The sequence below is a fragment of the Scandinavium tedordense genome, assembly GCF_024764965.1.
GTDB lineage: Bacteria > Pseudomonadota > Gammaproteobacteria > Enterobacterales > Enterobacteriaceae > Scandinavium > Scandinavium tedordense.
Map to the genome: position 1 here is coordinate 126,316 of NZ_JALIGG010000049.1, position 26,099 is coordinate 152,414.

Genomic DNA, 26,099 nt, shown 5'->3' on the forward strand with positions numbered 1-26,099 from the left:
CCTCAGGTTAACTGGCCAAGTGTGCCAGTAAAGACTCACCCAGTGAGGAGACTGCCGTCACGCGCGCCTCTCGCCCTTGTGCCTGGTACTCCAGGTGAATTTCGACATCCGGTTCAGGCAACACACCCGCGCCCTGTTGCGGCCATTCCACCAGGCAAATGGCATTGTCAGCGAAGTAATCGCGGATCCCCATGAATTCAAGCTCCTCAGGATCCGCAAGGCGATATAAATCAAAGTGGTACACCATCAAATTGTCGAGGGTATACGGCTCAACCAGCGTGTAAGTCGGGCTTTTGACGTTGCCTTTGTGGCCCAGCGCCTGCAAAAATCCGCGGCTGAAAGTGGTTTTCCCGGCGCCCAAATCGCCGTAGAGATAAATGACGGTTGCGCCTGTGCAGGCCCCGGCTATGCGATTGCCGAGATCTAATGTTGCCTGCTCATTGGGTAAGGGAATCACTCGATTTATCATGGTTTACGTCAATCACATCCGGGTTAACAACACGCCTGAGCGTGGAAAAAAGATCGGTGGCAAGCATGCCACGGGTTCCAGACTGCGCGGCCAGTACGTCAGCCGCTGCGCCATGCGCGACACAGCCTGCGCAGGCAGCATCATACGGTGAGAGATGCTGGCCTAGCAACGCGCCGATAATACCGGACAGCACATCGCCCATCCCACCGCTGGCCATGCCTGCATTTCCGGCATCGACAATCGCGATACCGTGTTCATTATCAGCAACGACGGTGCCTGCGCCTTTCAGCACGGCGACCCCGCCGTACCGTTTTACCAGACGTTGCGCAGAAAGTAAGCGATCACTTTCAATTTCTGCCACGCTGCAATTCAGCAACCGGGCGGCCTCGCCGGGGTGCGGCGTCAGTACGCGATTGTGACGTTTATCGGGGTTGATTGCCAGAAGGTTCAGCGCATCAGCGTCCCAGAGCATCGGCTTACGAACGTTCTCCACTTTGCGTAACGCCTGTTTGCCCCACGGTTGTTGTCCAAGGCCAGGTCCAATCACCACCACGTCGGCCCATTCCAGACCGTCATCCAGGCTTTGAGCAGTGAGTTCATGCACCATCAATTCCGGTCGCGCAGTCACGATCGGCGAGATATTTTCGACGCGAGTCAGCACCCGCACCAGTCCGGCCCCGGCACGCAGCGCCGCCTCGCCAGCCATGCGAATGGCACCCGCAGTGCCATGATCGCCGCCAATAATCACTAACTTGCCGTGAGAGCCTTTGTGCGACGTAGGACGTCGCGGCGGTAACCACTGCGCCAGTTGGCTGGCATCCACGCGTTGAAACTGCGTGGTTTGCGCATTCAGCCACGCATCAAGACCCAGCGCATGGTGATGCAGCGCGCCCGTCACGTCCCGGGCTTTCCCTGTTAACAGGCCCGGTTTCAGGGCGATAAACGTAACGGTTCGGGCGGCGTGGATAACCGCTCCCGGCGTCGCACCCGTTTGGGCAAGCAGTCCAGAAGGGATATCGAGTGAAACAACTGGTGCAGGATGGGCGTTGGCGTGCACTATCAGCGCGGCAATCGGCGCACGTGGTGCATGGGTTAATCCGGTACCCAACAGCGCATCAACAATTAAATCGACGCCGTCAGGCCAGGTGATATCGTGGGCGTGAATCACGCCACCAGCGTTGAGCCACGCGGTTCGGGCTTCGGTGGCTTCTTCAGGAAGCGGTTTCTCACTCTCCTGCGCCAACAACGTCACCTGAATACCCGCCGCCTGCGCCAGTCGCGCCACGACGTAGCCATCGCCACCGTTATTACCGTGACCACAGAGGATAAGCCAATGTGTTGTCGCAGAATGATAGCCGCGCGCAACGTTGAAAGCGGCCTCGCCTGCACGTTGCATCAATTCGTAGAGCGTCAGACCGAGCGCATCGGCGGCCTCTTTTTCAGCGCGACGCAGGTCATCCGCAGACCAGATGGTGTGTGGTATACTTTCGGGGTTACTCGTCATTGTATGGTCCGTCATGTCACAGCCCCTCGATCTCAACCAATTAGCGCAAGACATCAAACAGTGGGGCACCGAACTGGGCTTTCAGCACGTCGGTATCACCGATACCGATCTCAGCGCCAGTGAACCCAAACTACAGGCATGGCTGGACAAACAGTACCATGGCGAAATGGAGTGGATGGCGCGCCACGGCATGATGCGTGCGCGCCCACATGAACTTCTGCCCGGTACGCTGCGCGTGATAAGCGTGCGGATGAACTATCTGCCCGCCAACGCGGCGTTTGCCAGCACGCTGAAAAACCCGTCACTTGGCTACGTCAGCCGTTATGCCCTTGGGCGTGATTATCATAAGCTGTTACGTAACCGCCTTAAAAAGCTCGGCGAAAAGATTCAGGAACAGTGTGCCTCGCTGAATTTTAGACCTTTTGTTGATTCCGCGCCTATTTTGGAACGCCCAATCGCTGAAAAAGCCGGGCTCGGCTGGACAGGTAAGCACTCACTTATTCTGAGCCGCGATGCGGGTTCGTTCTTTTTCCTCGGCGAACTGCTTATCGATCTAGCCTTACCTATTGATAAACCAGTGGAAGAAAATTGTGGCCGCTGCGTGGCCTGCATGACCATCTGCCCTACTGGCGCCATCGTTGAGCCTTACACCGTCGACGCCCGCCGCTGCATTTCCTATCTGACTATCGAACTGGAAGGCGCCATCCCGGAAGAATTTCGCCCGCTGATGGGCAATCGTATTTACGGGTGCGACGACTGCCAGCTGATTTGCCCATGGAATCGTTACTCGCAGCTCACCGACGAAGAGGATTTCAGCCCGCGTAAAGCGCTGCATGCGCCAGAGCTTATTACGCTGTTTGGCTGGAGCGAAGCCCATTTCCTGAAGGTCACCGAAGGATCGCCTATTCGGCGAATCGGTCATTTGCGCTGGCTGCGTAATATTGCCGTCGCCCTGGGAAATGCTCCGTGGGATGAACAGAATATTGACGCACTGGAGAGTCGTAGAGGTGAGCACCCACTTCTCGATGAACACATACAATGGGCGGTTGCGCAGCAAATAGACAAGCGAAATGCCTGCGTGGTCGAGGTGCAGTTACCGCAAAAACAACGTCTGGTGAGAGTGATTGAAAAGGGTCTGCCGAGGGATGCCTGATTCATTCACAGGGTGTGAATAAAAATAAAAACACATTGAAATTCAAGGGTGCCAAATTCGTCAAGTGATCGCGATAACAATTTGAAATCTATTTTTATTGTTATACGTCAATAAGTTATAGGTTTACTATTCACAGTTCGAAGCATTTTGAATTTCCAGACAAAATCGCAGGGCTGTGGATAAGTCTGTTCACAAGAATATTTCAGAGAAAATAAAAAACATCCCCAACGTCATTAAACGCTGTGGATAAGAGAATTTGGATGAAGAAAACTTGGAGCGGGAAACGAGACTCGAACTCGCGACCCCGACCTTGGCAAGGTCGTGCTCTACCAACTGAGCTATTCCCGCTTGGGTGGTGCGTGTATCTTGCGATACTTTCAAATTTTGGAGCGGGAAACGAGACTCGAACTCGCGACCCCGACCTTGGCAAGGTCGTGCTCTACCAACTGAGCTATTCCCGCTTGGGTGACGCTGGTGCATGTATCTTGCGATACTTTTCAAATTTTGGAGCGGGAAACGAGACTCGAACTCGCGACCCCGACCTTGGCAAGGTCGTGCTCTACCAACTGAGCTATTCCCGCAAATTTGGTGCTGCCGTAACACGGAAATTCCTGTCGTTACGGGAGGCGCATTATACGAGAAATCCTTTTAGCTGCAACCCCCCTGTAAGCGATTTTTTTGAAATTCAGTTCAAGTGATGGAATATTCGTCACATCGCCTGTTTTTACACCAAATCCCCTACCAGGTAGGCCCGGCGAGCCTTCACCGCCGGGCAAATCGCTTACAGCTTGATGAAATTCTCGCGGTAATACGCCAGTTCAGCGACGGACTCGCGGATGTCATCCATAGCCTGATGCGTACCTTGCTTTTTGAAGCCGTCGAGGATTTCTGGCTTCCAGCGGCGCGCCAGTTCTTTCAGCGTACTGACGTCCAAAGCGCGGTAATGGAAATACGCTTCCAGTTCCGGCATATACTTAACCAGGAAACGGCGGTCCTGACCGACGCTGTTGCCGCAGATAGGTGATTTTCCTTCTGGCACCCACTGTTTGAGGAATTCAATCGTCGCCAGCTCTGCCGTGCGATCGCCCTCGGAACTCGCTTTTACCCGATCAACCAGACCGCTGCCGGTGTGCGTACGCACGTTCCAGTCGTCCATTAACGCCAGCTGTTCATCGGACTGATGCACCGCAATGGTCGGCCCTTCTGCCAAAATATTCAGATTTGCATCGGTCACCAGGGTTGCGATTTCAATAATGCGATCGCGCTCGGGATCCAGACCCGTCATCTCAAGATCGATCCAAATGAGGTTGTTTTCATTTGCACTCATGCTATTTTCCACCCTTCTCGCGTCACAACGACAGTGACTATATTCATCTAAAATAGCGTGTATCATAGAGGTTTTGCCCCTCAGGGGCGACCAGGAGTCAGCACGATTGAGTAAAAATAAACTCTCCAAAGGTCAGCAGCGTCGGGTTAAAGCCAACCACGAGCGCCGTCTTAAAACGACTTCGGAGAAGCCCGATCTCGATGACAACCTGTTTGGCGAAAAAGCTGAAGGCATCGTTATCAGCCGCTTCGGCATGCATGCCGATGTAGAATCCACCGAAGGCACGACCCACCGTTGTAACATTCGCCGCACCATTCGTTCGCTGGTCACGGGTGACCGCGTCGTCTGGCGCCCAGGGAAATCTGCCGCAGAAGGCGTTAACGTCAAAGGAATTGTGGAAGCCGTTCATGAGCGCACATCGGTACTGACGCGTCCGGATTTTTACGATGGTGTAAAACCGATTGCCGCAAATATCAATCAGATCGTTATCGTGTCAGCCATTCTGCCTGAACTCTCACTGAACATTATCGACCGTTATCTTGTTGCCTGCGAAACGCTCGACGTTGAGCCGCTTCTCGTTCTGAACAAAATTGATCTTCTCGATGACGAAGGCCTGGCATTTGTTAATGAGCAGATGGATATCTATCGCAAAATTGGCTACACCGTATTGATGGTTTCCAGTCACAAGAAAGATGGTCTGAAGCCATTAGAAGAGGCGCTGACCGGGCGTATCAGCATCTTTGCTGGCCAGTCCGGCGTGGGTAAATCCAGTCTGCTGAACAACCTGCTCGGCCTGCAGACAGAGATCCTCACCAATGATGTCTCTGACAACTCAGGCCTCGGCCAGCACACCACCACCGCTTCGCGTTTGTATCATTTCCCTCACGGTGGAGATGTGATTGACTCGCCGGGCGTGCGTGAGTTTGGCCTCTGGCATCTGGAAGCAGAACAAATCTTTAACGGCTTTGTCGAATTCCATGAGTATTTAGGTGCCTGTAAATATCGCGACTGCAAGCACGACAATGATCCGGGCTGCGCAATTCGTGAAGCTGTTGAAAAAGGTGATATCGCCGAAACGCGCTTTGAAAATTATCATCGCATCCTCGAAAGTATGTCAGAGGTAAAATCGCGTAAAACCTTTTCTGATAGCGGCAACTGACATTTAAGCTTAACGCCGATAGAATCAGCCCCTTTTTTAGTGCTCCGGATAATTCAAGCTGCAAATCCAGCAGCTTGAAATAGACGAGCAGAAAGGCTCCGATTTGAGCCTGAAATGGCATAAACATTGGCCTGGAGGCTACCTTGCTAAACTCATTTAAACTTTCGCTTCAATACATTCTGCCTAAACTGTGGCTTACCCGCCTCGCAGGCTGGGGCGCAAGCAAACGAGCAGGCTGGCTGACAAAGCTGGTCATTGACCTGTTCGTAAAATGCTACAAAGTCGACATGAAAGAGGCGCAAAAGCCGGATACCGCCAGCTATCGCACCTTCAACGACTTCTTTGTTCGCCCACTGCGTGACGAAGTGCGTCCGATTGACACCGATCCAGGCGTGCTGGTCATGCCGGCCGACGGCGTGATTAGCCAGCTTGGCAAAATCGAAGACGACAAAATCCTGCAGGCAAAGGGCCATAACTACAGCCTTGAAGCGCTGCTGGCAGGCAACTACCAGATGGCGGCCCTGTTCCGTGACGGTTCTTTTGCCACGACCTATCTTTCGCCGCGCGACTATCACCGCGTGCACATGCCTTGCAACGGTATCCTGCGCGAAATGATTTACGTACCAGGCGATCTGTTCTCCGTTAACCATTTGACCGCGCAGAACGTACCGAACCTGTTCGCCCGTAACGAACGCGTCATCTGCCTGTTTGATACTGAATTTGGCCCGATGGCACAGATTCTGGTCGGTGCGACTATCGTCGGCAGCATTGAAACCGTTTGGGCTGGCACTATTACCCCACCGCGCGAAGGCGTCATCAAGCGCTGGACCTGGCCTGCCGGTGAAAGCGAAGGTTCTGTTGCTCTGTTGAAAGGCCAGGAAATGGGTCGCTTCAAACTGGGTTCAACGGTTATCAACCTGTTTGCGCCGGGCAAAGTTCAGCTGGCAGAGCAGCTCGCCAGCCTGTCTGCGACCAAGATTGGTTTGCCGCTGGCAGTGTCTACCGAAATATTTACCGCTCAGGAAACAGACGTTGTCACTCCTGCAGCAGAAGACGTTGTTACCGCGGATGAAATCATTCCGCCGGTTGATGATAAAAACGACCAGGGCTAACCACAAGGACCGCTGACGTGCGCCTGATTATCACTTTTCTGATGGCCTGGTGCCTCAGCATGGGGGCGTACGCAGCAAGCGCCCCCGACGCCAAACAAATTACCCAGGAACTGGAACAGGCGAAAGCGGCAAAGCCCGCTCAGCCTGAAGCCGTCGAGGCGCTCCAGTCCGCGCTGAACGCGCTCGAAGAGCGTAAAGGTTCGCTCGACCGCGTTCAGCAATATCAACAAGTTATCGATAACTTCCCCAAACTTTCCCAATCGCTGCGCACTCAACTCACTAACCTGCGCGACGAGCCTCGTCCAGCCCCTGAAAACCTCACTACCGATGCACTGAATCAGGAAATCCTGCAGGTCAGTAGCCAGCTGCTTGAAAAAAGCCGTCAGGCCCAACAGGAGCAGGAACGCGCCCGGGAAATTGCCGATTCACTCAGCCAGCTGCCGCAACAGCAAACCGACGCGCGCCGCCAGCTGAATGACGTCGAACGCCGGGTCGGCACCGCCACCGGAAAAACCGCGCTGGCACAAAATCTCAGCTTGCAGGCGGAATCCGCCAAGCTGAAAGCATTGGTCGACGAACTGGAGCTGGCACAGCTTTCGGCCAACAACCGCCAGGAACTGGCGCGGATGCGCTCGGAGCTGGCGCAGAAACAGAGCGAGCAGCTAGATGCCTATCTCCAGGCACTGCGTAACCAGCTCAATAGCCAGCGTCAGCGGGAAGCTGAAAAAGCGCTGGAAAGCACCGAATTATTAGCCGAGAACAGCGCTAACCTGCCGCCGAGTATCGTCCAGCAGTTCACCATTAACCGCGAACTGTCGCAGGCACTCAACCAGCAGGCGCAGCGAATGGATTTGGTGGCCTCTCAACAGCGTCAGGCAACTAATCAAACGCTGCAGGTCCGTCAGGCGCTGAACACCTTGCGCGAACAGTCTCAGTGGCTGGGCTCATCCAACCTGTTAGGCGAAGCCCTGCGCGCCCAGGTTGCCCGCCTGCCGGAGATGCCTAAGCCGCAGCAGCTTGATACCGAAATGGCTCAGCTGCGCGTCCATCGCCTGCGCTACGAAGACTTACTCAGCAAGCAAACTCAGCTGCGGGAAAGCCGCCAGACCGATGGTGAACCGCTGGCCAACGATGAATCACGAATTCTGGAAGCCCAGTTACGCACCCAGCGCGAGCTGCTCAACTCGTTGCTGCAGGGCGGTGATACACTGATCCTCGAACTCACCAAACTGAAAGTGGCCAATGGCCAGCTGGAAGATGCGCTGAAGGAAATCAACGAAGCCACCCACCGCTACCTGTTCTGGACCTCAGATGTCAGCCCGATAACCTTCGCCTGGCCGCTGGAAATCGTGCAGGATCTGCGCCGTCTGATTTCACTCGATACCTTCAGTCAGCTTGGCAAAGCCTCGATCATGATGCTGACCAGCAAAGAGACGCTAATCCCGCTGTTTGCCGCACTGATTCTGGTTGGGTTCAGCATCAGCTCGCGTAAGCACTTCACGCGATTTCTGGAGCGCTCCAGTAACCGTGTCGGCAAAGTGACGCAGGACCACTTCTGGCTCACGTTACGCACGGTGTTCTGGTCGATACTGGTCGCTTCACCGTTGCCGGTACTGTGGATGACACTCGGCTTCGGATTACAGGAAGCGTGGCCGTACCCGCTGGCCGTGGCGATTGGCAACGGCGTCACCGCGACCGTGCCGCTGCTATGGGTGGTGATGATTTGCGCCGCCTTTGCGCGCCCGAATGGCCTGTTCGTGGCGCACTTTGGCTGGCCTCGTAATCGCGTCGCTCGTGCGATGCGTTATTACCTGATGAGTATCGGGCTTATCGTGCCGCTGATTATGGCGCTGTTCATGTTCGATAACCTGCACGATCGCGAATTCTCATCTTCTCTCGGCAGACTGTGCTTTGTCCTTATCTGCGGAGCGCTGGGGATAGTGACGCTTAGCCTCAAGCGGGCAGGCATTCCGCTGTTCCTCGACAAAGAGGGCAGCGGCGAAAATATGGTTAACCGCATGCTGTGGAACCTGCTGATGGGCGCGCCGCTGATTGCGATTTTTGCCGCGTTGGTGGGTTATCTGGCGACGGCCGAAGCGCTGTTGGCACGCCTTGAAACTTCGGTGGCCATCTGGTTCCTGCTGCTGGTAATTTATCACGTGATCCGCCGTTGGATGCTGATTCAGCGTCGTCGTATCGCCTTTGACCGCGCGAAGCATCGCCGGGCGGAAATGCTGGCGCAGCGCGCCCGTGGCGAAGAAGAGGCTCATCACAACACCAGCCTGGAAGGCTCGCCGGAAGTGGATATCAGCGAAGTGGATCTCGACACCCTCAGCGCACAGTCGCTGCGACTGGTGCGTTCCATCCTGATGCTTATCGCGCTGGTGTCGGTGATTGTGCTGTGGTCCGAAATTCATTCGGCATTTGGCTTCCTCGAAAACATCTCGCTGTGGGACGTGACGTCCACGGTGCAGGGCGTCGAAAGCCTTGAGCCGATTACTCTTGGCGCGGTACTGATTGCGATTCTGGTGTTTATCATCACCACTCAGCTGGTGCGCAATCTCCCTGCCCTGCTCGAACTGGCGGTACTCCAACACCTCAGCCTGACGCCAGGCACCGGTTATGCCATCACAACTATCACTAAATATTTGCTTATGCTGATTGGCGGGCTAGTTGGCTTCTCGATGATCGGTATCGAGTGGGCGAAACTGCAATGGCTGGTTGCCGCCCTGGGTGTCGGGCTCGGATTTGGTTTGCAGGAGATATTCGCCAACTTTATTTCGGGCCTGATTATCCTGTTCGAAAAACCTATTCGAATCGGCGATACCGTCACGATCCGCGATTTAACCGGCAGTGTAACGAAGATCAATACCCGTGCGACCACCATCAGCGACTGGGACCGTAAAGAGATAATCGTGCCGAATAAGGCGTTTATCACCGAGCAGTTCATCAACTGGTCGCTGTCAGACTCTGTCACACGCGTGGTGTTGACCGTTCCGGCGCCGTCGGATGCCAACAGTGAAGAAGTGACGCAAATCCTGATGACCGCCGCAGAGCGCTGCTCGCTGGTGATTGATACCCCGGCGCCGGAGGTGTTCCTGGTCGATTTGCAGCAGGGTATTCAGATTTTCGAGTTGCGTATCTACGCCGCCGAAATGGGTCACCGTATGCCGCTGCGCCATGAGATTCACCAGCTGATCCTGGCCGGATTCCGCGAACACGGAATTGATATGCCGTTCCCACCGTTCCAGATGCGTCTGGAAACCATGGACGGTCGGAAAACCGGTAGAACGCTGACGTCTACGGGACGCAATCGCCCGGCGGGGAGTTTGTAATCAGGACGTAAGCCCGGCAGCACAGGTTGGCTGCCGGGCTTACGGTTATGCAGGCTCTACAACAAGCGTCGTCGTACGGCGGCGATAGTTCTCATAAATGGCGGATGCCAGCAGTGAGAAGAAAATTGGCCCACCAATCATCCACAGCGCACTACTGTAATCCCCTGCTTCAATCACCGGCTGAATCACCGTAAAGATGTTGGCGAAAGCCACAATCAGCACCACGACGGTGGTGGCCAGCAGAATCGACAGGCGTGATTTAAAGATAACGAAGGGGCGATCCAGGCCGGCTTTAGCCTTAAAGAACGGGAAGGCGATGGTCAGGAACAGATACGGCAGCGTCATAGAGACGTTCGCCATCAGCGTCAGTTTGTTATAAAACGCCGATGCGGTATCTCCGCCAAACGACACCAGCAGAATGAACAAGCACACCAGCAGACACTGCATCCACATGGCATTCCCGGGCATACCGACTGCGTTCAGGCGAGTCATTTTGGCCGGCCACAGCGCCTTCGGCGTCCCCTGAATAATCGCCTTCAGCGGAGAGTAAATCAGCGTGAAAAATGCGCCTGTATAGGCTAGGAACATCGACAGGCCTGTGATGCGGGCAAACCATACGCCCATCGTGATAGCACCTTCCTGCGACAAATTTAGCGCGTGGCCAAAGTTCGCCCCGAGGCTGGTCATCAGCACATAGGTAATGTTGCCGAGGTTGGTGGAGCGATTGCTCAGCACGGCTTGCCAGTTAGTGCTTACGCCCCACAGGAATATCGCCAGCGAATAGCCGATGGAAATCACGATAGCGGCGATGATGATGCCTTTGGCGAAGTTCTTTTCCGGGTTCTCGGTTTTATCGACCAGGCCGCCGACAGCTTCAATCCCACCGTAGGCAAAAATGGCAAATACCACAAACGAGAGCATCGACAAGCCGGTCTGATAACCCGGGTTAGGCGAGGCGGTAAACGCGACCGGCTCGGCAAAATGTCCGCCGTTCAGCGCGAAGATGGCAATACTCACCGCCAGCAAGACCAAGTTCAGGCACATCACCGCAATCCCACCCACGGCGGTGATTTTGGCAATTTTATTGATACCTTTTGCGGCCACGAACGTCACCGCCACCATCCACAAAACGGCCAGGATCCCGACCATCTGAGTTGAACTCAGACCGATGAATGACCAGGTCTGGGTTTTATCGGCCCCGAACAGAAAAGTCGACAGTGGTACCCAAATCTTCGCCGCGGTGCTGACCATCCACACCACGTAGGAGGAGAACCACATGAAGGTGCCGATAAACGCATAGCGTGGACCGACGCTGTTGTTCATCCAGGAGTAGATCCCGCCCTCTTCTTTACGAAATGCGGATCCCATTTCCGCCATCATTAGCGCGAAAGGGATGAAGAAGAACAGAGCCGAAAGCAGGTAAAACGGCGTGGCACTGTAGCCCATCAAATAAAACGCCGACGGACTGTTGGCGAAGCCAAACACCGACGTGAAAATCATGAGGATGAGGCCTGTCAGACTCATCCTTTTTATATTTTGGGTCATTAACCCTCCTGAATCCTGGCGAAAATCGAGAATACTTTCAAAGCGATGCCCGTCGTGCCGAACAGAAATGGCGGCGCGGTAAGGTGATAAAATCGGACATGATGTCAGGATAATAAGGCAAACACAGATAAAAAATGTGACTTTCAAAGCTGAACTGAAATTATCATCTAAGTAACGAGTATGTTACAGATGTAAATTCGAAAGGAGAGTAAGGGGATTTCAGACTTTCGCCGCCGGAGGAACCCGGCGGCGAGTGTCAATCACATCAAGCGCGATCTACCGTAAAAGCAATCACGTCGCCAATGCTTTTGGCACCCAGAGCCAGCATCACCAGACGATCGACTCCCAGTGCGACACCGGAGCTGTCCGGCATTCCGGCGTTGAGCGCTTCCAACAAATTAATGTCAATCGGCTGTTGCGGCAGGCCGCGGGCGGCACGTTTACGGTTGTCCTGCTCGAAACGTTGCTGCTGTTCACGCGCGTCAGTCAGTTCGTGGAAACCATTCGCCAGCTCAATACCTTTGTAATACACCTCGAAGCGTTCCGCCACGCGGTGATCTTCGGTGCTGATCTGCGCCAGCGAAGCCTGGCTTGCCGGGAAGTGATAGACGAAAGTCGGACGGTCTTTTCCAATATGCGGCTCAACGCCCATGGCGAACAGCAGTTGCAACAGAGTGTCGCGGTCTTCTTCAGTGTCGGCAATGTTACTGAGATCGAGTTTAGCCGCCACTTCGCGCAGCTGCGTCTTATCTGCCGACAGCGGATCAATTTCGAGATGACGCTGGAAAGCCTGCTGATAGGAGAGGCTCTCAGCCGGCTGGCATTCCAGTACCTGCTGCAATAGATCGTCCACTTCGTTGATCAGGCGGTACATGTCGTAATGCGGACGATACCACTCGAGCATGGTGAATTCTGGGTTGTGATGACGTCCCATCTCTTCATTACGAAAGCTTCTACACAGCTGGAACACCGGGCCACATCCCGCTGCCAGCAGGCGCTTCATGTGATATTCCGGGCTGGTCATCATGTAGAGATTAATACCCTGAGAATGGCCGGGGCCGACAAAACGCGTCTCAAACGGGACCAGATGAATATCCGTCACCGTCGCCTGACTCATGCACGGCGTATCCACCTCCAGCACGCCGCGGTCGGTAAAGAAGCGGCGGATTTCCGCCATAATGGCCGCGCGTTTCAACAGATTGGGGATGGAGGCGCTCGGCTGCCAGGTGGCCGTTTCGCTCATGGTAAAACTCTCCGAAGACAAACAAAGGCCCGAAGTCTACCCGCAAGCGCTGCACGAGACAAATTTTGCCCGGCGAAAACGTCCGTCGATGGCGTAAAGACGTTTCCGTGACGCAATTCATCAATTTCGATGATAAATGGCCAAACAGAACAACAAAAAAATCGAACGCGTCAAATTTCCATCACAACCATATGGATATACTGAGCTACCCATAAAGGAGCAGTGGAATCACGTTCGCAATTGCCGTGCCGACTAAGTGAACTACCTTTGGTTAGGTGTGTTGCGAAATAACAACAATTCTGGAGGAATGTCGTGCAAACCTTTCATGCCGATCTGGCCGTTATAGGCGCTGGCGGGGCGGGATTACGAGCTGCAATAGCCGCAGCACAAGCCAATCCAAACGCAAAAATCGCACTGATTTCAAAAGTTTACCCTATGCGTAGCCATACCGTTGCCGCTGAAGGCGGTTCTGCGGCGGTCACTCAGGACCATGACAGCTTTGAGTACCATTTCAACGATACCGTTTCCGGTGGCGATTGGCTCTGTGAGCAAGATGTCGTGGACTACTTTGTTCACCATTGCCCGACAGAGATGACCCAGCTTGAGCAATGGGGATGCCCATGGAGCCGCCGTGAAGATGGTTCCGTTAACGTGCGTCGCTTCGGCGGAATGAAAATTGAGCGTACCTGGTTTGCCGCAGATAAAACCGGCTTCCATATGCTGCACACCCTCTTCCAGACTTCCCTGCAATTCCCTCAAATTCAGCGCTTTGACGAACACTTCGTGCTGGATATTCTGGTCGATGACGGTCAGGCGCGCGGCCTCGTGGCGATGAACATGATGGAAGGCGAGCTGATCCAGATTCGCGCCAATGCGGTCGTCATGGCGACGGGTGGTGCGGGTCGCGTTTATCGCTACAACACCAACGGCGGCATCGTCACCGGTGACGGCATGGGCATGGCGCTGAGCCACGGCGTGCCGCTGCGTGATATGGAGTTCGTCCAGTATCACCCAACTGGCCTGCCAGGCTCCGGCATTTTGATGACGGAAGGCTGTCGCGGTGAAGGCGGTATTCTGGTCAACAAAGACGGCTACCGTTACCTGCAAGATTACGGCATGGGGCCAGAAACGCCGCTCGGCGAGCCGAAAAATAAATACATGGAACTGGGCCCGCGCGACAAAGTGTCCCAGGCTTTCTGGCACGAATGGCGCAAAGGCAACACTATCTCCACGCCGCGTGGGGAGGTGGTTTACCTCGACCTGCGCCATCTCGGCGAGAAAAAGCTGCTGGAACGTCTGCCGTTTATCTGCGAACTGGCCAAAGCCTATGTCGGCGTCGACCCGGTGAAAGAACCGATTCCGGTGCGTCCAACCGCGCATTACACCATGGGCGGAATTGAAACCGACCAGCAGTGCGAAAGCCGCATCAAGGGACTTTTCGCCGTGGGTGAATGTTCTTCCGTCGGCCTGCACGGCGCAAACCGTCTGGGTTCCAACTCATTAGCAGAACTGGTGGTCTTTGGCCGTATGGCCGGTGAACGTGCGATGGAACGTGCTTCGACGGCAGGTGAAGCCAACAGCGCGACGCTGGATGCACAGGTGGTAGATGTCGAAAAACGCCTGAAAGCGCTGGTTAACCAGGAAGGCAACGAGAACTGGTCGAAGATCCGCGACGAAATGGGCCTGTCGATGGAAGAAGGTTGCGGTATCTATCGCACGCCGGAACTGATGCAGAAAACCATCGATAAACTGGCTGAGTTGCAGGAACGCTTTAAACGCGTGCGTATCACCGACACCTCGAGCGTGTTCAACACCGATTTGCTGTACACCATCGAGCTGGGCCACGGCCTGAACGTTGCCGAGTGCATGGCACATTCCGCCCTGGCGCGTAAAGAGTCCCGTGGGGCGCATCAGCGCCTGGACGAAGGCTGCACCGAGCGTGATGACGTTAACTTCCTCAAGCATACCCTTGCTTTCCGCGATGCAGATGGCACTACGCACCTTGAGTACAGCGACGTGAAGATAACCACTCTGCCACCTGCGAAACGCGTTTACGGCGGAGAAGCGGAAGCTGCCGATAAGAAGGAGACGGCAAATGGCTGAGATGAAGAATTTGAAAATCGAGATCGTGCGCTACAACCCGGAAGTAGACACCGCGCCGCACAGCGCGTTCTATGAAGTGCCTTACGACGAGCAAACGTCGTTGCTGGATGCGCTGGGTTATATCAAAGATAACCTTGCGCCAGACCTCAGCTATCGCTGGTCCTGCCGTATGGCGATTTGCGGCTCCTGCGGCATGATGGTGAACAAGGTGCCGAAACTTGCCTGTAAAACCTTCCTGCGTGAATACGAAAAAGGGCTGAAGGTCGAAGCGCTGGCGAATTTCCCGATTGAGCGCGATCTGGTGGTCGACATGACCCACTTTATCGAAAGTCTGGAAGCTATTAAGCCTTACATCATTGGCAATCCGCGTACGCCGGATCAGGGACCAAACACCCAAACCCCGGCGCAGATGGCGAAATACCATCAGTTCTCCGGCTGCATCAACTGCGGTCTGTGCTACGCCGCCTGCCCGCAGTTTGGTCTCAACAAAGAGTTTATTGGCCCGGCGGCTATTACGCTGGCACATCGTTATAACGAAGACAGCCGCGACCACGGGAAAAAGGAGCGCATGGCGCAACTGAACGGCAAAAATGGCGTCTGGAGCTGCACCTTTGTCGGCTACTGCTCGGAAGTGTGTCCGAAGCACGTTGACCCGGCCGCCGCCATTCAGCAGGGCAAAGTGGAAAGCTCGAAAGACTTTCTTATCGCCACCCTGAAACCACGCTAAGGAGTGCATCATGACGACAAAACGCAAACCCTACGTGCAGCCGATGACCTCCACGTGGTGGAAGAAACTGCCTTTTTATCGCTTTTACATGATTCGCGAAGGAAGCGCGCTTCCAACAGTATGGTTCAGCATCGTGTTGATTTACGGACTGTTCGCACTGAAGCACGGCGCTGAATCCTGGGCGGGCTACGTCGGGTTCCTGCAAAACCCCATAGTAATAGTGCTGAATCTCATAACCCTGGCCGCCGCGTTGCTGCATACCAAAACCTGGTTTGAATTAGCACCAAAAGCCGCCAATGTGATTATCAAAGGCGAGAAGTTAGGGCCAGAGCCGGTCATTAAAGCGCTGTGGGGGGTGACGATTGTGGTCACCGTGGTGATCCTGTTTGTCGCACTGTTCTGGTAAGGAGACCAAGATGATTAATCCAAATCCAAAACGTTCGGACGAGCCCGTCTTCTGGGGCCTGTTTGGCGCAGGCGGCATGTGGGGGGCGATCATTGCGCCGGTGATGGTGCTGCTCGTCGGTGTTCTGCTGCCGCTCGGCCTGGCACCGCATGACGCCTTCAGCTATGAACGCGTGCTGTCCTTTGCTCAAAGTTTTATTGGCCGCGCGTTCCTGTTCCTGATGATTGTTCTACCACTGTGGTGTGGTTTACACCGCATTCATCACGCCATGCATGATCTGAAAATTCATGTGCCGAATGGCAAATGGGTGTTCTATGGATTGGCGGCTATTTTGACCGTCATTACACTCGTCGGTGTGATTTTCATTTAAAGCTGAGAAGCCCGGCACATGCCGGGCATATTTCTTGTCCCGCCTCGTACTTTTTCCCCGCCCGGTTCTACACTTACAAAAAAACATGCAAGGACATTACCATGCGTCTGCTGTCCATCATTGCGACTGTTGCTGCTGCATTTTTGGTTGTTGCCTGTAGTAATCCTGTTCCCCCTCCCGGCGTGACCGTCGTCGCCCCTTTTGATGCCAACCGATATCTCGGCACCTGGTATGAAATCGCCCGTCTGGACCACAACTTCGAAAGTGGACTGGAGAAAGTCACGGCGACCTACAGCCTGCGCAGTGATAACGGGATTAACGTGCGGAATAAAGGCTACAACCCAGACAGGGGTATGTGGCAAAAAACCGATGGCGTGGCTTATTTCACTGGCTCACCGAACAGGGCGGCGCTGAAGGTGTCATTCTTCGGCCCGTTCTATGGCGGATATAACATTATTGCGCTGGATAAAGAGTATAAGCATGCGCTGGTCTGTGGACCGGATCGCGATTATTTATGGATCCTCGCCCGCACGCCAACCATCTCCAATGAAATGAAGCAGCAGATGCTGGATATCGCGACCCGGCAGGGTTTCCCCGTTCAGAAATTGATTTGGGTAAATCAGACCTATTAATGCGCGCTGAGTTTCAGGCCAATGATGCCGCAGACGATCAGCCCCAGGCTGAATATACGGCCGACACTGGCGGATTCACCGAGCAAAAGGATTCCGGTTATCGCCGCACCAACTGCACCGATACCGGTCCAGATAGCATAAGCCGTGCCGACGGGCAGGGTTTTCATTGCCCATGATAGCAAGGCGATGCTGGCGATCATCGCCGTTGCCGTAATGACGCTCGGCACAAGGCGCGTAAAACCGTGGGTATATTTCAGGCCGACAGCCCAGACGACTTCCAGCAGACCTGCAACAACAAGAATTAACCAGGACATTTTTGACTCCAGATTGGGGCCGTCCCCGGTATTTTAGATACGTTTACAGGTCGTCCTGTAAAGTCTTTGAGAGTGCTTATTTTAGCCACTGTTTTCGGGGATGCAAGTAATTTGGCTTAAGTTAATTTTCCGCGATGATTAAGTGAAATAGGCGCATTTCAATGCGGAGATCGCCTTTTTATGTCGCAGACACTTTCATTATGATGGCTCTCTGTTCCCTTTGCATTCGCAAACTATGAAGCGCTTACCTGGCCTGTATGTATAAAATCCTAATTATTGATCGCTGTTGTTTCAGTCGCCTCGGACTAGAAACCTGGCTGCAAGCGGTCAATGGCGGTAAATCATCGTTTCTGATTACCCATCTGAACAGTTTATTATTAGCAAAAGCGCATGTGGAAAGCTGGCAACCGCATCTGGTTATCGCTGATTTCACCTGCTTTCAGCACGATCTTCAGCAATCACATTTTCTGCCCGCCCTTCTGGCCGTGTGTGAACAACGCACGCGCCTGATGCGACTACAAAATGAGCCCTTCGTCTTTAAAAACGTGGGGGAAGCGCTCGCTAAAAAAGCGCCGCTGGAAACGCTCGGCCAGCATATTTTGACGGTGCTGCGCAACGGTCCCGCAATTAATCCGGCACGCATAGTCACGCCGCTCTTAACGCGTCAGGAAGAGAAAGTATTGTCGCTATGGATGGACGGTGTCAGCAATCAGACGATGGCCAACGAAATGCAGATTACTGTCAAAACGGTCTACACCTACAAACGCAACATTCGCATGAAACTGAAAGTCGAAAATCGATTTTCGCCATTCATCCCTTCAACCGAATGCGTGGAATAACGGTACGGCTTGAAAGCCGTACCGAACATCGTTAGTTCTGGGCTTTGGTTGCTGCACCTGAAATAGCGCTACCGCCATCTGAAATATCCTCCCCCATCCCTTTCGTCGTATTACAGCCCGAAAGCACAGAAGAGAGCACCAGGAGAGTAAAAAACGCAGCAATGGTTTTCTTAAGCATAATGTCATCCTTTAATTGCCAGTTAATATTCATTATGTAGCAACATAAGCATAGACAAGATCGCCCATTATGGTCGAAAACAGTGAAATTTTAAGACGATGTGAAGTGCTTAGCTGGCGGCGTGCGAAATGGAGTTGCCCAGATGCTGGACGTCCTGGCCGAAGCCGCGGAAGGTGTTGCAGCCCGAAAGCAGCGTACCGGTGAACAGAAGTATAAAGAAGAGTTTGAGTAAACGGTTCATCATCCCTGCGCTCTAAGAAAAAGTCGGCACGACGAAAGCGGTGCCGACTTTTTTATAGCATGAATTACTTCACGCGAGAAACGTATTCGCCAGAGCGGGTGTCAATTTTGATGACTTCGCCAATCTGCACAAACAGAGGAACTTTAACCACAGCGCCAGTCGTCAGGGTTGCTGGCTTGCCGCCGGTACCTGCGGTATCACCTTTCAGGCCTGGATCGGTTTCAACGATTTCCAGTTCAACGAAGTTCGGTGGCGTCACAGAGATTGGACGACCGTTCCACAGAGTCACGATGCACTCGGCCTGGTCCAGCAGCCATTTAGCGTTTTCGCCAACTGCTTTCTCGTCGGCAGCCAGCTGCTCGAAGGTTTCGTTGTTCATGAAGTGGTAGAACTCACCGTCGTTGTACAGGTAAGTCAGGTTCATATCGATAACGTCTGCGCCTTCTGCAGAGTCGGTCGATTTGAAGGTTTTCTCTACGCGAGTACCGGTCAGCAGACGGCGCAGCTTAACGCGTGCGAACGCCTGGCCTTTGCCTGGTTTTACGAATTCGCTGGATTCAACCGAATACGGTTCTCCATCCATCATGATTTTAAGACCGGCACGGAAATCGTTGCTAGAATAAGTCGCCATAAGGCCCTCTAAATTTGTTAACTGGTAGCTAAGCCACAAAATGGCGCATATTGTAACCCTAAACACCCCGTCCAGAGAAGATTGGTTATCGCAACTTGCCGATGTAATCACCGATCCTGACGAACTGTTACGTCTCTTAAATGTAGACGCTGATGAAAATTTGCTCGCAGGCCGTGAGGCAAAACGTTTATTCCCGCTGCGAGTCCCGCGGGCATTTGTCGCACGCATGGAAAAAGGCAACCCCAACGACCCGCTGCTGCTTCAGGTACTGACCTCACAGCAAGAGTTCGCTGCGGCGCCTGGTTTCACTACCGACCCGCTGGAAGAACAGCACAGCGTTGTGCCGGGGCTGCTGCACAAGTACCGCAACCGCGCGCTGCTGCTGGTGAAAGGCGGCTGTGCAGTGAACTGCCGCTACTGCTTCCGTCGTCATTTCCCGTATGCCGACAACCAGGGCAACAAGCGGAACTGGCAGGTGGCGCTGGATTACATCATCGCCCATCCTGAGCTCGACGAAATCATCTTTTCCGGCGGCGACCCGCTAATGGCAAAGGACCACGAACTCACCTGGCTGCTGGATGCGCTCGAAGCCATTCCGCACCTCAAACGCCTGCGCATTCACAGCCGTTTGCCGATAGTCATTCCGGCACGCATCACCGATGGCCTGGCGGAGCGCTTCGCCCGTTCATCGCTGCAAATTCTGCTGGTGAATCACATCAACCACGCCCAGGAAATTGATGAAGAATTCCGTCAGGCGATGCGCAAATTGAAATTAGCCGGGGTGACGCTGCTCAATCAGAGCGTGTTGCTGCGTGACGTGAACGATAATGCACAAACGCTGGCGGACCTCAGCAATGCCCTGTTTGACGCGGGAATCATGCCCTATTACCTGCACGTGCTGGATAAAGTACAGGGCGCCGCGCATTTCCTGGTAAGCGATGACGAAGCCCGCGCCATCATGCGTGAACTGCTGACGCTGGTGTCAGGCTACATGGTGCCCAAACTGGCCCGTGAAATTGGCGGTGAGCCAAGTAAAACGCCGCTCGATTTACAGCTACGCCAAAGCTAATCCACTTTTACGTCACCCTCGCCTGCGCGGAGCCCTTCGCGCAGGCTGCAAGTCCGGAAACCGACTCTTCCCAACTCCTGACGAGTGCTATTTTAGCCCCCGAAAAACAGGGAGAATAAAGATGAGCTCAATCCTCACCGGCATTAATACCGGCGTCATTCGTCACGGCGAACAGTTCACGGCGCTGGCGCTGAAAATTAATCAACAACATGAACAGCTGCTGCTGCTCATCCCGGCGTTACCACTGCGCGATCTTTTTATCTGTTTCGAATACCGACTGCATCTGCAAAGCCTGCGCAATGCCAAAGACAAAGCGGCATTCAAAAAACGGCAGCAAATCGCCACTGCGGGGTTGCACAAAAATATTCCTTCGCTAACCCAAAGTGAATTACTGGAAGCGGGGTTACATCAGCGTGTCACGAAAATTGAGCCGAATAACAAACGCAAAAATGAACTGCAGCTCACGATTACGCTTCAGGGCGGAAACACGTTATCGCTGTTGATTGACGACGCACAAATCGCGTTATTTGTCAGCGCCATTTCCCACGCCATCAATAACGCAGGCATGCATACGCTGTCGCTACGCCTGTCATCGCTGTTGGACTTTTTACCGCTGTACGATGCAACGATAAAAAATAACGGCGAGCTGGAATATGATTCTTATCCGCACCCGGCATGGAAACTCGCACTGTTTAGCGAAACCCTGGCGCTGGTGTATCACTACGCCGACGAACACGGTGAACAACAGGCATACGGTACGGTGATTAAAACCCGGCTCCGCAGTGAGATGAAAGAGACACAGGCCATTGCACAGAGGCTTTTGGGGTTTAGTCCACGTTTGAAAAAGCAGGAAGGGATAAAGTGTCAGGTTTCGGCCTTTACTTTAACATCAGGCCAGGAGCATGTTCCCCGCGAGCACTGTTTACGCGCGCTACATGCGTTGTGGCAGAAGTCAGGGAAGGCTAAATAAGAAAACGCCCTCAGACAGAGGGCGTCTTTACGGCGGGGAAAGATCAGTTAGGGCACTTATAAACCTGGCCGATCATTTCGCTGTCCGTTGGAACAAAGCTTGAAAGCATGCCCTGAGTTGGGCTGCTCACGCCATAAATAACGTTGCCGCCCAAGTCTGCCGCCTGATTACGCAGCGCATTCGCCGCGCCACGCATTGAACCACCCTCTTCACCATGCTGACCAGAGAGCCAGTTGCTCTGCTTGCCCGTTGCGGTGCCGACCAGGTGGCACTCAGCGCCCGGCTTATCTTCAACAAAGCGAACATTTTGCCCGCCTGCGGTCAGTTCATTGCTGGAACTGCAGCCTGCCAATAATAAAGCGGCACCGACGATCCCTGCACAGACGTTTACGCGCATCTTATTCCTCGTTATAAATGGGCTGGACACAACTTGTCCGTGTGAACGTTATACTAAAAAGATGACCAAAAGAAAAACCCCCGCAACATTATCTGCCACAGGGGTTTATTTTTACACTTCATATTTCATGCTGCAGGTGCGTTACCTGCACTCGCTCACCCCAGTCACTTACTGAATGTTAGCTCCTGGGATTCCCGAACTGGCCGCCTTCCTGCAGCACGAATTATTTAGTGTAAGAGCTTTACGGGGGGACGAATTACATCATGCCGCCCATGCCACCCATACCACTCATACCGCCAGCACCTAAGTCAGGGCTGTCGCCTTTAGGCAGATCAGTCACCATACATTCGGTGGTGATCATCAGGCCAGCAACGGATGCTGCGTACTGCAGTGCAGAACGGGTTACTTTGGTTGGATCCAGAATACCCATGTCGATCATGTTGCCGTATTCTTCAGTCGCCGCGTTGTAACCGTAGTTACCGTCGCCTGCTTTAACGATGTTCGCCACAACGGATGGTTCTTCGCCGCAGTTCAGCACGATCTGACGCAGTGGGGATTCCATTGCGCGCAGCGCAACTTTGATACCCACGTTCTGGTCTTCGTTCACGCCACGCAGTTCGCCCAGCTTGCTTGCAACACGGATCAGCGCAACACCGCCGCCTGCAACCACGCCTTCTTCAACCGCAGCACGGGTTGCGTGCAGAGCATCTTCAACGCGTGCTTTCTTCTCTTTCATTTCAACTTCAGTCGCAGCACCTACTTTAATAACGGCAACGCCGCCAGCCAGTTTCGCTACACGTTCCTGCAGTTTTTCACGATCGTAGTCGGAAGTCGCTTCTTCGATCTGCTGACGAATCTGAGTCACACGACCCTGAATTGCCGCTTCTTCACCCACGCCATCGATGATGATGGTGGTGTCTTTGTTGATAACAACGCGTTTCGCCTGACCCAAGTCTTCCAGAGTCGCTTTTTCCAGCTCCATACCGATCTCTTCAGAGATTACGGTACCGCCAGTCAGGGTTGCGATATCCTGCAGCATGGCTTTACGACGGTCGCCGAAGCCAGGTGCTTTAACCGCAGCTACTTTCACGATGCCACGCATGGTGTTAACCACCAGAGTCGCCAGCGCTTCGCCTTCAACGTCTTCAGCAACAATTACCAGTGGCTTACCGGCTTTCGCAACGGCTTCCAGAACTGGCAGCATTTCACGGATGTTGGAGATTTTTTTATCAGCAAGCAGGATGAACGGGCTTTCCAGTTCTACTGCGCCAGTTTCTGGCTTGTTGATGAAGTATGGGGACAGGTAGCCACGGTCGAACTGCATACCTTCAACCACGTCCAGTTCGTCCTGCAGACCGGTACCGTCTTCAACGGTGATAACACCTTCTTTGCCCACTTTGTCCATCGCTTCAGCGATGAGTTTACCCACGGTTTCGTCGGAGTTAGCGGAGATGGTGCCGACCTGAGCAATGGCTTTAGAGTCAGAGCATGGTACGGACAGGATTTTCAGTTCTTCAACGGCCGCAGCGACAGCTTTGTCGATACCACGTTTCAGATCCATTGGGTTCATGCCCGCAGCAACGGCTTTCAGACCTTCGGTGATGATGGACTGAGCCAGTACGGTTGCGGTGGTGGTACCGTCGCCTGCAGCATCGTTCGCTTTAGAGGCAACTTCTTTTACCATCTGCGCGCCCATGTTTTCGAACTTGTCTTCCAGCTCGATTTCACGTGCTACGGAAACACCGTCTTTAGTGATGGTCGGAGCACCGAAGGATTTATCCAGAACCACGTTACGGCCTTTAGGGCCCAGGGTTACTTTCACTGCATCTGCCAGTACGTTCACGCCGCGCAGCATTTTCACACGGGCGTCGTTACCGAATTTTACGTCTTTAGCTGCCATTTTCTTTTCCCTTCAATTCGTTCAGGTTCGCGAGTGGATTACGCTTCAACAATTGCCAGAATGTCGCTTTCAGACATGATCAGCACTTCTTCGTTGTCGATCTTCTCGGACTTCACGCCGTAACCGTCGTTGAAAATAACGATGTCGCCGACTTTAACGTCCAGTGGCTGCACATTACCGTTTTCCAGGATGCGGCCTTTACCGACAGCGATGATTTCGCCACGAGTTGATTTGCCTGCTGCTGAACCGGTCAGAACGATGCCGCCCGCAGATTTGGATTCAACTTCTTTACGTTTGACGATCACACGATCATGTAACGGACGAATACTCATTGATAGCTCTCCTTTGAGAAAGTCTTTATCACTATGGATGGCGCCGGGACGCAGTCGGTTTACCGGCTAGTGACCTGAGAGATGGGGGTGGCCTGCTATCCCTTCAAGGGGAAAATCAAAAAAAAATTTTGAAATGGGCATTCGTCACAAAACGAATTAATACGCTTCAGTGCTACGATGCGGGCTTTCTCGTAACAGGTTGAAGTGATGAGTGGCTTAAAACAAGAGCTCGGTCTGGCGCAGGGCGTGGGATTACTGTCCACGTCGCTACTCGGCACCGGTGTATTTGCCGTTCCGGCGCTGGGTGCGCTGGTTGCCGGTGACACCAGCCTTTGGGCGTGGCCTGCGCTCATCTTGCTGGTTTTCCCGATTGCGATCGTCTTTGCCGTACTGGGCCGTCATTTCCCAAGCGCAGGCGGCGTGGCGCACTTCGTCGGTATGGCGTTTGGCCCACGACTTGAGCGCGTCACCGGCTGGCTGTTTTTGTCCGTGATTCCGGTAGGTTTACCGGCAGCGTTACATATCGCTACCGGTTTTAGTCAGGCGCTGTTTGGCTGGCATAATGAACAATTGCTGCTGGCAGAACTCGGCACGCTGGGCATCATCTGGTGGGTTGGCTCGCGCGGCGCCAGTACCAGCGCTAATCTGCAAACGCTGGTCGCGGCCCTGATTGTCGCGCTCATCGCGGTACTGTGGTGGGCAGGCAACATCACCTTTTCCTCCATCCCTTTCCCGCCCGTAACCCGCGTCGACCACTCGCAGCTTTTCGCCGCGCTGTCGGTGATGTTCTGGTGCTTCGTCGGTCTCGAAGCCTTCGCGCATATGGCTTCCGAATTCAAACAACCGGAACGCGATTTCCCGCGCGCGCTGATGATTGGCCTGCTGTTGTCGGGTGCCGTCTATTGGGCCTGCACGGTGCTGGTACTGCATTTCCACGCTTTCGGCGCCGATAAAGCCGCAGCGGCCTCGTTGCCAAGTATTGTAGTTACGCTGTTTGGCGTTAAAGCCCTGTGGGTGGCGAGCGTGATCGGTTTTCTGGCATGCTTCGCCAGCCTGAATATTTACATCCAGAGCTTTGCCCGGCTGGTGTGGACCCAGGCGCAATACCGGCCAAATAGCCGACTGGCGCAGCTTTCCCCGCGACGTATTCCGCTGAATGCACTGAACATGGTCCTCAGCTGCTGCATGTTGAGCACGCTGTGTATCTACGCGCTGAACATCAATCTGGAAGGATTGATCATTTATGCCAACGGCATTTTCATCATGATTTATCTGCTGTGCATGCTGGCAGGGTGTCGTTTGCTGAAAGGGCGATTCAGAGTGCTGGCGATGTTTGGCGGGGTTCTGTGTTTACTGCTGCTGGCAATAGTCGGCCTGAAAAGCCTGTATGCCATTATCATGCTGGCGGCGCTGTGGCTGTTTTTGCCCAAGCGCGAGACGGTATTTACACAATAAAAAACCCGGGGCGTTGCGCCTTCCGGGCTCATCTCATCAGCGGTCGTCTTTGTTTTCCAGTCGGTCGCGTTCGTCATCCTTACGCTGATATTCCCCGTCAAAGGTATCCCCGCCGCCACTGCCTGCGGTGAAGCCACCGCCCGGCGTGCGGGTAAAGCGCAAATGCGGCATCAGCTTGAGCGTCAGGTGTTTTTGCACCGGTGGTAACAGCAGTAGCATACCGAGGAAATCGGTAAAGAAGCCCGGCAGCACCAGCAGCAGGCCGGCGATGATCAGCGATACACTTTTGATCATTTCCGCCGCAGGGCTTTCGCCCGCCTGCATCTTCTGCTGCATCAGCATAAAGTTTTTAAAGCCCTGGTTACGCACCAGAGACATCCCAATGACCGAGGTGAAAATCACCAGAATCAGGGTCATCAATACGCCGAACACATGCGCGACCTGAATGAATATCGAGATCTCGATGTAGACATATAAAAAAACGGCAATTAAAGGTATCCAGCGCACTGGTTTCTCCTGTTGAGCAACAGCCGCTTCCGGCGGCTATTTGAATGAGTTTGCGATTCGCGTGTTCAGGAGATGGAGGCAAAAACCGCATTTTCAATCGGCGATGGCACTCTTTTTCACCCTATCGTTATTGCGGTGATTCATTTCACAGATTAATAAATCTGATACGGATCGGCGCATA

The 26,099-nt window shown here is 53.8% G+C and carries 26 protein-coding genes and 3 tRNA genes; 13 read left to right on the top strand and 16 right to left on the bottom strand.

Features of this window, described 5'->3' with window-relative positions:
• Window positions 1-7: 7 nt before the first annotated feature.
• On the bottom strand, window positions 8-469 hold the full coding sequence (gene tsaE, locus MUU46_RS03970) for a tRNA (adenosine(37)-N6)-threonylcarbamoyltransferase complex ATPase subunit type 1 TsaE (RefSeq protein WP_159759509.1): 462 nt from the start codon (window positions 467-469) through the stop codon (window positions 8-10).
• Window positions 438-1,988 carry a bifunctional ADP-dependent NAD(P)H-hydrate dehydratase/NAD(P)H-hydrate epimerase gene (gene nnr / locus MUU46_RS03975; RefSeq protein WP_258964822.1) on the bottom strand — a complete coding sequence of 517 codons (1,551 nt, stop codon included), beginning with the start codon at window positions 1,986-1,988 and terminating at the stop codon, window positions 438-440. The genes tsaE and nnr overlap by 32 nt, the downstream gene beginning before the upstream one ends.
• On the opposite strand from nnr, the gene queG reads away from it, so the two are divergent.
• Window positions 1,987-3,126, top strand: a complete 1,140-nt coding sequence (queG, locus tag MUU46_RS03980) for a tRNA epoxyqueuosine(34) reductase QueG (protein WP_258964823.1) — start codon at window positions 1,987-1,989, stop codon at window positions 3,124-3,126. The two genes, nnr and queG, sit on opposite strands and share 2 nt — an antisense overlap.
• A gap of 272 nt (window positions 3,127-3,398) precedes the next feature.
• Here queG and MUU46_RS03985 read toward each other — a convergent pair.
• The 4 genes from MUU46_RS03985 to orn form a co-directional block, all read right to left on the bottom strand.
• Window positions 3,399-3,474, bottom strand: a tRNA-Gly gene (locus MUU46_RS03985).
• Window positions 3,475-3,511: 37 nt separating this feature from the next.
• A tRNA-Gly gene (locus MUU46_RS03990) sits at window positions 3,512-3,587 on the bottom strand.
• 44 nt (window positions 3,588-3,631) lie between these two features.
• Window positions 3,632-3,707: transfer RNA gene (locus MUU46_RS03995), tRNA-Gly, on the bottom strand.
• A 200-nt stretch (window positions 3,708-3,907) separates the two neighbouring features.
• A complete protein-coding gene (gene orn, locus MUU46_RS04000) occupies window positions 3,908-4,453 on the bottom strand; it encodes an oligoribonuclease (protein ID WP_258964824.1) in 546 nt (181 codons plus the stop codon).
• 106 nt (window positions 4,454-4,559) lie between these two features.
• On the opposite strand from orn, the gene rsgA reads away from it, so the two are divergent.
• The 3 genes from rsgA to mscM all read left to right on the top strand — a co-directional run bounded on the left by rsgA (window position 4,560) and on the right by mscM (window position 10,059).
• Window positions 4,560-5,612, top strand: a complete 1,053-nt coding sequence (gene rsgA / locus MUU46_RS04005) for a small ribosomal subunit biogenesis GTPase RsgA (RefSeq protein ID WP_159759517.1) — start codon at window positions 4,560-4,562, stop codon at window positions 5,610-5,612.
• Between the two features lie 143 nt (window positions 5,613-5,755).
• Window positions 5,756-6,724, top strand: coding sequence for an archaetidylserine decarboxylase (asd, locus tag MUU46_RS04010; protein ID WP_185153766.1), 969 nt, complete (start codon window positions 5,756-5,758; stop codon window positions 6,722-6,724).
• 17 nt (window positions 6,725-6,741) lie between these two features.
• A complete protein-coding gene (gene mscM / locus MUU46_RS04015; RefSeq protein WP_258964825.1) occupies window positions 6,742-10,059 on the top strand; it encodes a miniconductance mechanosensitive channel MscM in 3,318 nt (1,105 codons plus the stop codon).
• Window positions 10,060-10,104: 45 nt separating this feature from the next.
• Here the strand turns inward: mscM and yjeM are convergent, their stop codons facing one another.
• Window positions 10,105-11,604, bottom strand: coding sequence for a glutamate/gamma-aminobutyrate family transporter YjeM (gene yjeM / locus MUU46_RS04020; RefSeq protein WP_159759521.1), 1,500 nt, complete (start codon window positions 11,602-11,604; stop codon window positions 10,105-10,107).
• A gap of 265 nt (window positions 11,605-11,869) precedes the next feature.
• Window positions 11,870-12,847 carry an elongation factor P--(R)-beta-lysine ligase gene (gene epmA / locus MUU46_RS04025; RefSeq protein ID WP_159759523.1) on the bottom strand — a complete coding sequence of 326 codons (978 nt, stop codon included), beginning with the start codon at window positions 12,845-12,847 and terminating at the stop codon, window positions 11,870-11,872.
• A gap of 312 nt (window positions 12,848-13,159) precedes the next feature.
• Here epmA and frdA point away from each other — a divergent pair, with 312 nt between their 5' ends.
• From frdA to blc, 5 genes are all read left to right on the top strand, one after another.
• Window positions 13,160-14,950 (top strand): fumarate reductase (quinol) flavoprotein subunit, encoded by a 1,791-nt coding sequence (gene frdA / locus MUU46_RS04030; RefSeq protein ID WP_258964826.1) that lies wholly within the window; start codon window positions 13,160-13,162, stop codon window positions 14,948-14,950.
• Window positions 14,943-15,677 carry a succinate dehydrogenase/fumarate reductase iron-sulfur subunit gene (locus MUU46_RS04035; protein WP_159759527.1) on the top strand — a complete coding sequence of 245 codons (735 nt, stop codon included), beginning with the start codon at window positions 14,943-14,945 and terminating at the stop codon, window positions 15,675-15,677. Before frdA ends, MUU46_RS04035 begins: the two co-directional genes overlap by 8 nt.
• 10 nt (window positions 15,678-15,687) lie before the next feature.
• Window positions 15,688-16,083 carry a fumarate reductase subunit FrdC gene (gene frdC, locus MUU46_RS04040; RefSeq protein WP_258964827.1) on the top strand — a complete coding sequence of 132 codons (396 nt, stop codon included), beginning with the start codon at window positions 15,688-15,690 and terminating at the stop codon, window positions 16,081-16,083.
• 10 nt (window positions 16,084-16,093) lie between these two features.
• Complete coding sequence (gene frdD / locus MUU46_RS04045) at window positions 16,094-16,453, top strand: fumarate reductase subunit FrdD (RefSeq protein ID WP_159759531.1); 360 nt, start codon at window positions 16,094-16,096, stop codon at window positions 16,451-16,453.
• Between the two features lie 101 nt (window positions 16,454-16,554).
• Complete coding sequence (gene blc, locus MUU46_RS04050) at window positions 16,555-17,085, top strand: outer membrane lipoprotein Blc (protein ID WP_159759533.1); 531 nt, start codon at window positions 16,555-16,557, stop codon at window positions 17,083-17,085.
• On the opposite strand, the gene sugE is transcribed toward blc, so the two are convergent.
• Entirely contained in the window at window positions 17,082-17,399 is a 318-nt protein-coding gene (gene sugE / locus MUU46_RS04055) for a quaternary ammonium compound efflux SMR transporter SugE (protein ID WP_159759535.1), read from the bottom strand. The two genes, blc and sugE, sit on opposite strands and share 4 nt — an antisense overlap.
• Before the next feature lie 257 nt (window positions 17,400-17,656).
• Here sugE and MUU46_RS04060 point away from each other — a divergent pair, with 257 nt between their 5' ends.
• Window positions 17,657-18,238 (top strand): LuxR C-terminal-related transcriptional regulator, encoded by a 582-nt coding sequence (locus MUU46_RS04060; RefSeq protein WP_258964828.1) that lies wholly within the window; start codon window positions 17,657-17,659, stop codon window positions 18,236-18,238.
• A gap of 31 nt (window positions 18,239-18,269) precedes the next feature.
• Here MUU46_RS04060 and ecnB read toward each other — a convergent pair whose 3' ends face one another.
• The 3 genes from ecnB to efp all read right to left on the bottom strand — a co-directional run bounded on the left by ecnB (window position 18,270) and on the right by efp (window position 19,288).
• On the bottom strand, window positions 18,270-18,416 hold the full coding sequence (gene ecnB, locus MUU46_RS04065; RefSeq protein ID WP_159759539.1) for a lipoprotein toxin entericidin B: 147 nt from the start codon (window positions 18,414-18,416) through the stop codon (window positions 18,270-18,272).
• Window positions 18,417-18,525: 109 nt separating this feature from the next.
• A complete protein-coding gene (locus MUU46_RS04070) occupies window positions 18,526-18,657 on the bottom strand; it encodes an entericidin A/B family lipoprotein (protein ID WP_373422901.1) in 132 nt (43 codons plus the stop codon).
• Between the two features lie 64 nt (window positions 18,658-18,721).
• Window positions 18,722-19,288 carry an elongation factor P gene (efp, locus tag MUU46_RS04075; RefSeq protein WP_159759541.1) on the bottom strand — a complete coding sequence of 189 codons (567 nt, stop codon included), beginning with the start codon at window positions 19,286-19,288 and terminating at the stop codon, window positions 18,722-18,724.
• Window positions 19,289-19,328: 40 nt separating this feature from the next.
• On the opposite strand from efp, the gene epmB reads away from it, so the two are divergent.
• Both epmB and yjeJ read left to right on the top strand, forming a co-directional pair.
• Window positions 19,329-20,357 carry an EF-P beta-lysylation protein EpmB gene (epmB, locus tag MUU46_RS04080; RefSeq protein WP_159759543.1) on the top strand — a complete coding sequence of 343 codons (1,029 nt, stop codon included), beginning with the start codon at window positions 19,329-19,331 and terminating at the stop codon, window positions 20,355-20,357.
• Between the two features lie 121 nt (window positions 20,358-20,478).
• Window positions 20,479-21,327 (top strand): YjeJ family protein, encoded by an 849-nt coding sequence (gene yjeJ / locus MUU46_RS04085; protein WP_258964829.1) that lies wholly within the window; start codon window positions 20,479-20,481, stop codon window positions 21,325-21,327.
• A 43-nt stretch (window positions 21,328-21,370) separates the two neighbouring features.
• Here yjeJ and MUU46_RS04090 read toward each other — a convergent pair whose 3' ends face one another.
• The 3 genes from MUU46_RS04090 to MUU46_RS04100 form a co-directional block, all read right to left on the bottom strand.
• Window positions 21,371-21,724 (bottom strand): DUF4156 domain-containing protein, encoded by a 354-nt coding sequence (locus MUU46_RS04090; protein WP_110510957.1) that lies wholly within the window; start codon window positions 21,722-21,724, stop codon window positions 21,371-21,373.
• Window positions 21,725-21,980: 256 nt separating this feature from the next.
• Window positions 21,981-23,624 (bottom strand): chaperonin GroEL, encoded by a 1,644-nt coding sequence (gene groL / locus MUU46_RS04095; RefSeq protein ID WP_258964830.1) that lies wholly within the window; start codon window positions 23,622-23,624, stop codon window positions 21,981-21,983.
• 38 nt (window positions 23,625-23,662) lie between these two features.
• Window positions 23,663-23,956: a co-chaperone GroES gene (locus MUU46_RS04100; RefSeq protein WP_043081801.1), complete on the bottom strand. Its 294-nt coding sequence runs from the start codon at window positions 23,954-23,956 to the stop codon at window positions 23,663-23,665.
• Window positions 23,957-24,163: 207 nt separating this feature from the next.
• Between MUU46_RS04100 and yjeH the strand changes: the two genes are divergently transcribed.
• On the top strand, window positions 24,164-25,411 hold the full coding sequence (gene yjeH, locus MUU46_RS04105) for an L-methionine/branched-chain amino acid transporter (RefSeq protein WP_258964831.1): 1,248 nt from the start codon (window positions 24,164-24,166) through the stop codon (window positions 25,409-25,411).
• A gap of 36 nt (window positions 25,412-25,447) precedes the next feature.
• On the opposite strand, the gene MUU46_RS04110 is transcribed toward yjeH, so the two are convergent.
• Window positions 25,448-25,918, bottom strand: coding sequence for an FxsA family protein (locus MUU46_RS04110; protein ID WP_258964832.1), 471 nt, complete (start codon window positions 25,916-25,918; stop codon window positions 25,448-25,450).
• Between the last annotated feature and the right edge of the window lie 181 nt (window positions 25,919-26,099).

Coding starts and splice junctions, on each gene's coding strand:
- MUU46_RS04070 (WP_373422901.1), bottom strand. CDS start 18,657: ATGAACCGTTTACTCAAACTCTTCTTTATACTTCTGTTCACCGGTACG.
- MUU46_RS04100 (WP_043081801.1), bottom strand. CDS start 23,956: ATGAGTATTCGTCCGTTACATGATCGTGTGATCGTCAAACGTAAAGAA.
- yjeM (WP_159759521.1), bottom strand. CDS start 11,604: ATGACCCAAAATATAAAAAGGATGAGTCTGACAGGCCTCATCCTCATG.
- epmA (WP_159759523.1), bottom strand. CDS start 12,847: ATGAGCGAAACGGCCACCTGGCAGCCGAGCGCCTCCATCCCCAATCTG.
- yjeJ (WP_258964829.1), top strand. CDS start 20,479: ATGAGCTCAATCCTCACCGGCATTAATACCGGCGTCATTCGTCACGGC.
- orn (WP_258964824.1), bottom strand. CDS start 4,453: ATGAGTGCAAATGAAAACAACCTCATTTGGATCGATCTTGAGATGACG.
- efp (WP_159759541.1), bottom strand. CDS start 19,288: ATGGCGACTTATTCTAGCAACGATTTCCGTGCCGGTCTTAAAATCATG.
- queG (WP_258964823.1), top strand. CDS start 1,987: ATGTCACAGCCCCTCGATCTCAACCAATTAGCGCAAGACATCAAACAG.
- frdD (WP_159759531.1), top strand. CDS start 16,094: ATGATTAATCCAAATCCAAAACGTTCGGACGAGCCCGTCTTCTGGGGC.
- MUU46_RS04090 (WP_110510957.1), bottom strand. CDS start 21,724: ATGCGCGTAAACGTCTGTGCAGGGATCGTCGGTGCCGCTTTATTATTG.
- ecnB (WP_159759539.1), bottom strand. CDS start 18,416: ATGCTTAAGAAAACCATTGCTGCGTTTTTTACTCTCCTGGTGCTCTCT.
- tsaE (WP_159759509.1), bottom strand. CDS start 469: ATGATAAATCGAGTGATTCCCTTACCCAATGAGCAGGCAACATTAGAT.
- yjeH (WP_258964831.1), top strand. CDS start 24,164: ATGAGTGGCTTAAAACAAGAGCTCGGTCTGGCGCAGGGCGTGGGATTA.
- frdC (WP_258964827.1), top strand. CDS start 15,688: ATGACGACAAAACGCAAACCCTACGTGCAGCCGATGACCTCCACGTGG.
- blc (WP_159759533.1), top strand. CDS start 16,555: ATGCGTCTGCTGTCCATCATTGCGACTGTTGCTGCTGCATTTTTGGTT.
- MUU46_RS04035 (WP_159759527.1), top strand. CDS start 14,943: ATGGCTGAGATGAAGAATTTGAAAATCGAGATCGTGCGCTACAACCCG.
- groL (WP_258964830.1), bottom strand. CDS start 23,624: ATGGCAGCTAAAGACGTAAAATTCGGTAACGACGCCCGTGTGAAAATG.
- sugE (WP_159759535.1), bottom strand. CDS start 17,399: ATGTCCTGGTTAATTCTTGTTGTTGCAGGTCTGCTGGAAGTCGTCTGG.
- nnr (WP_258964822.1), bottom strand. CDS start 1,988: ATGACGGACCATACAATGACGAGTAACCCCGAAAGTATACCACACACC.
- epmB (WP_159759543.1), top strand. CDS start 19,329: ATGGCGCATATTGTAACCCTAAACACCCCGTCCAGAGAAGATTGGTTA.
- MUU46_RS04060 (WP_258964828.1), top strand. CDS start 17,657: ATGTATAAAATCCTAATTATTGATCGCTGTTGTTTCAGTCGCCTCGGA.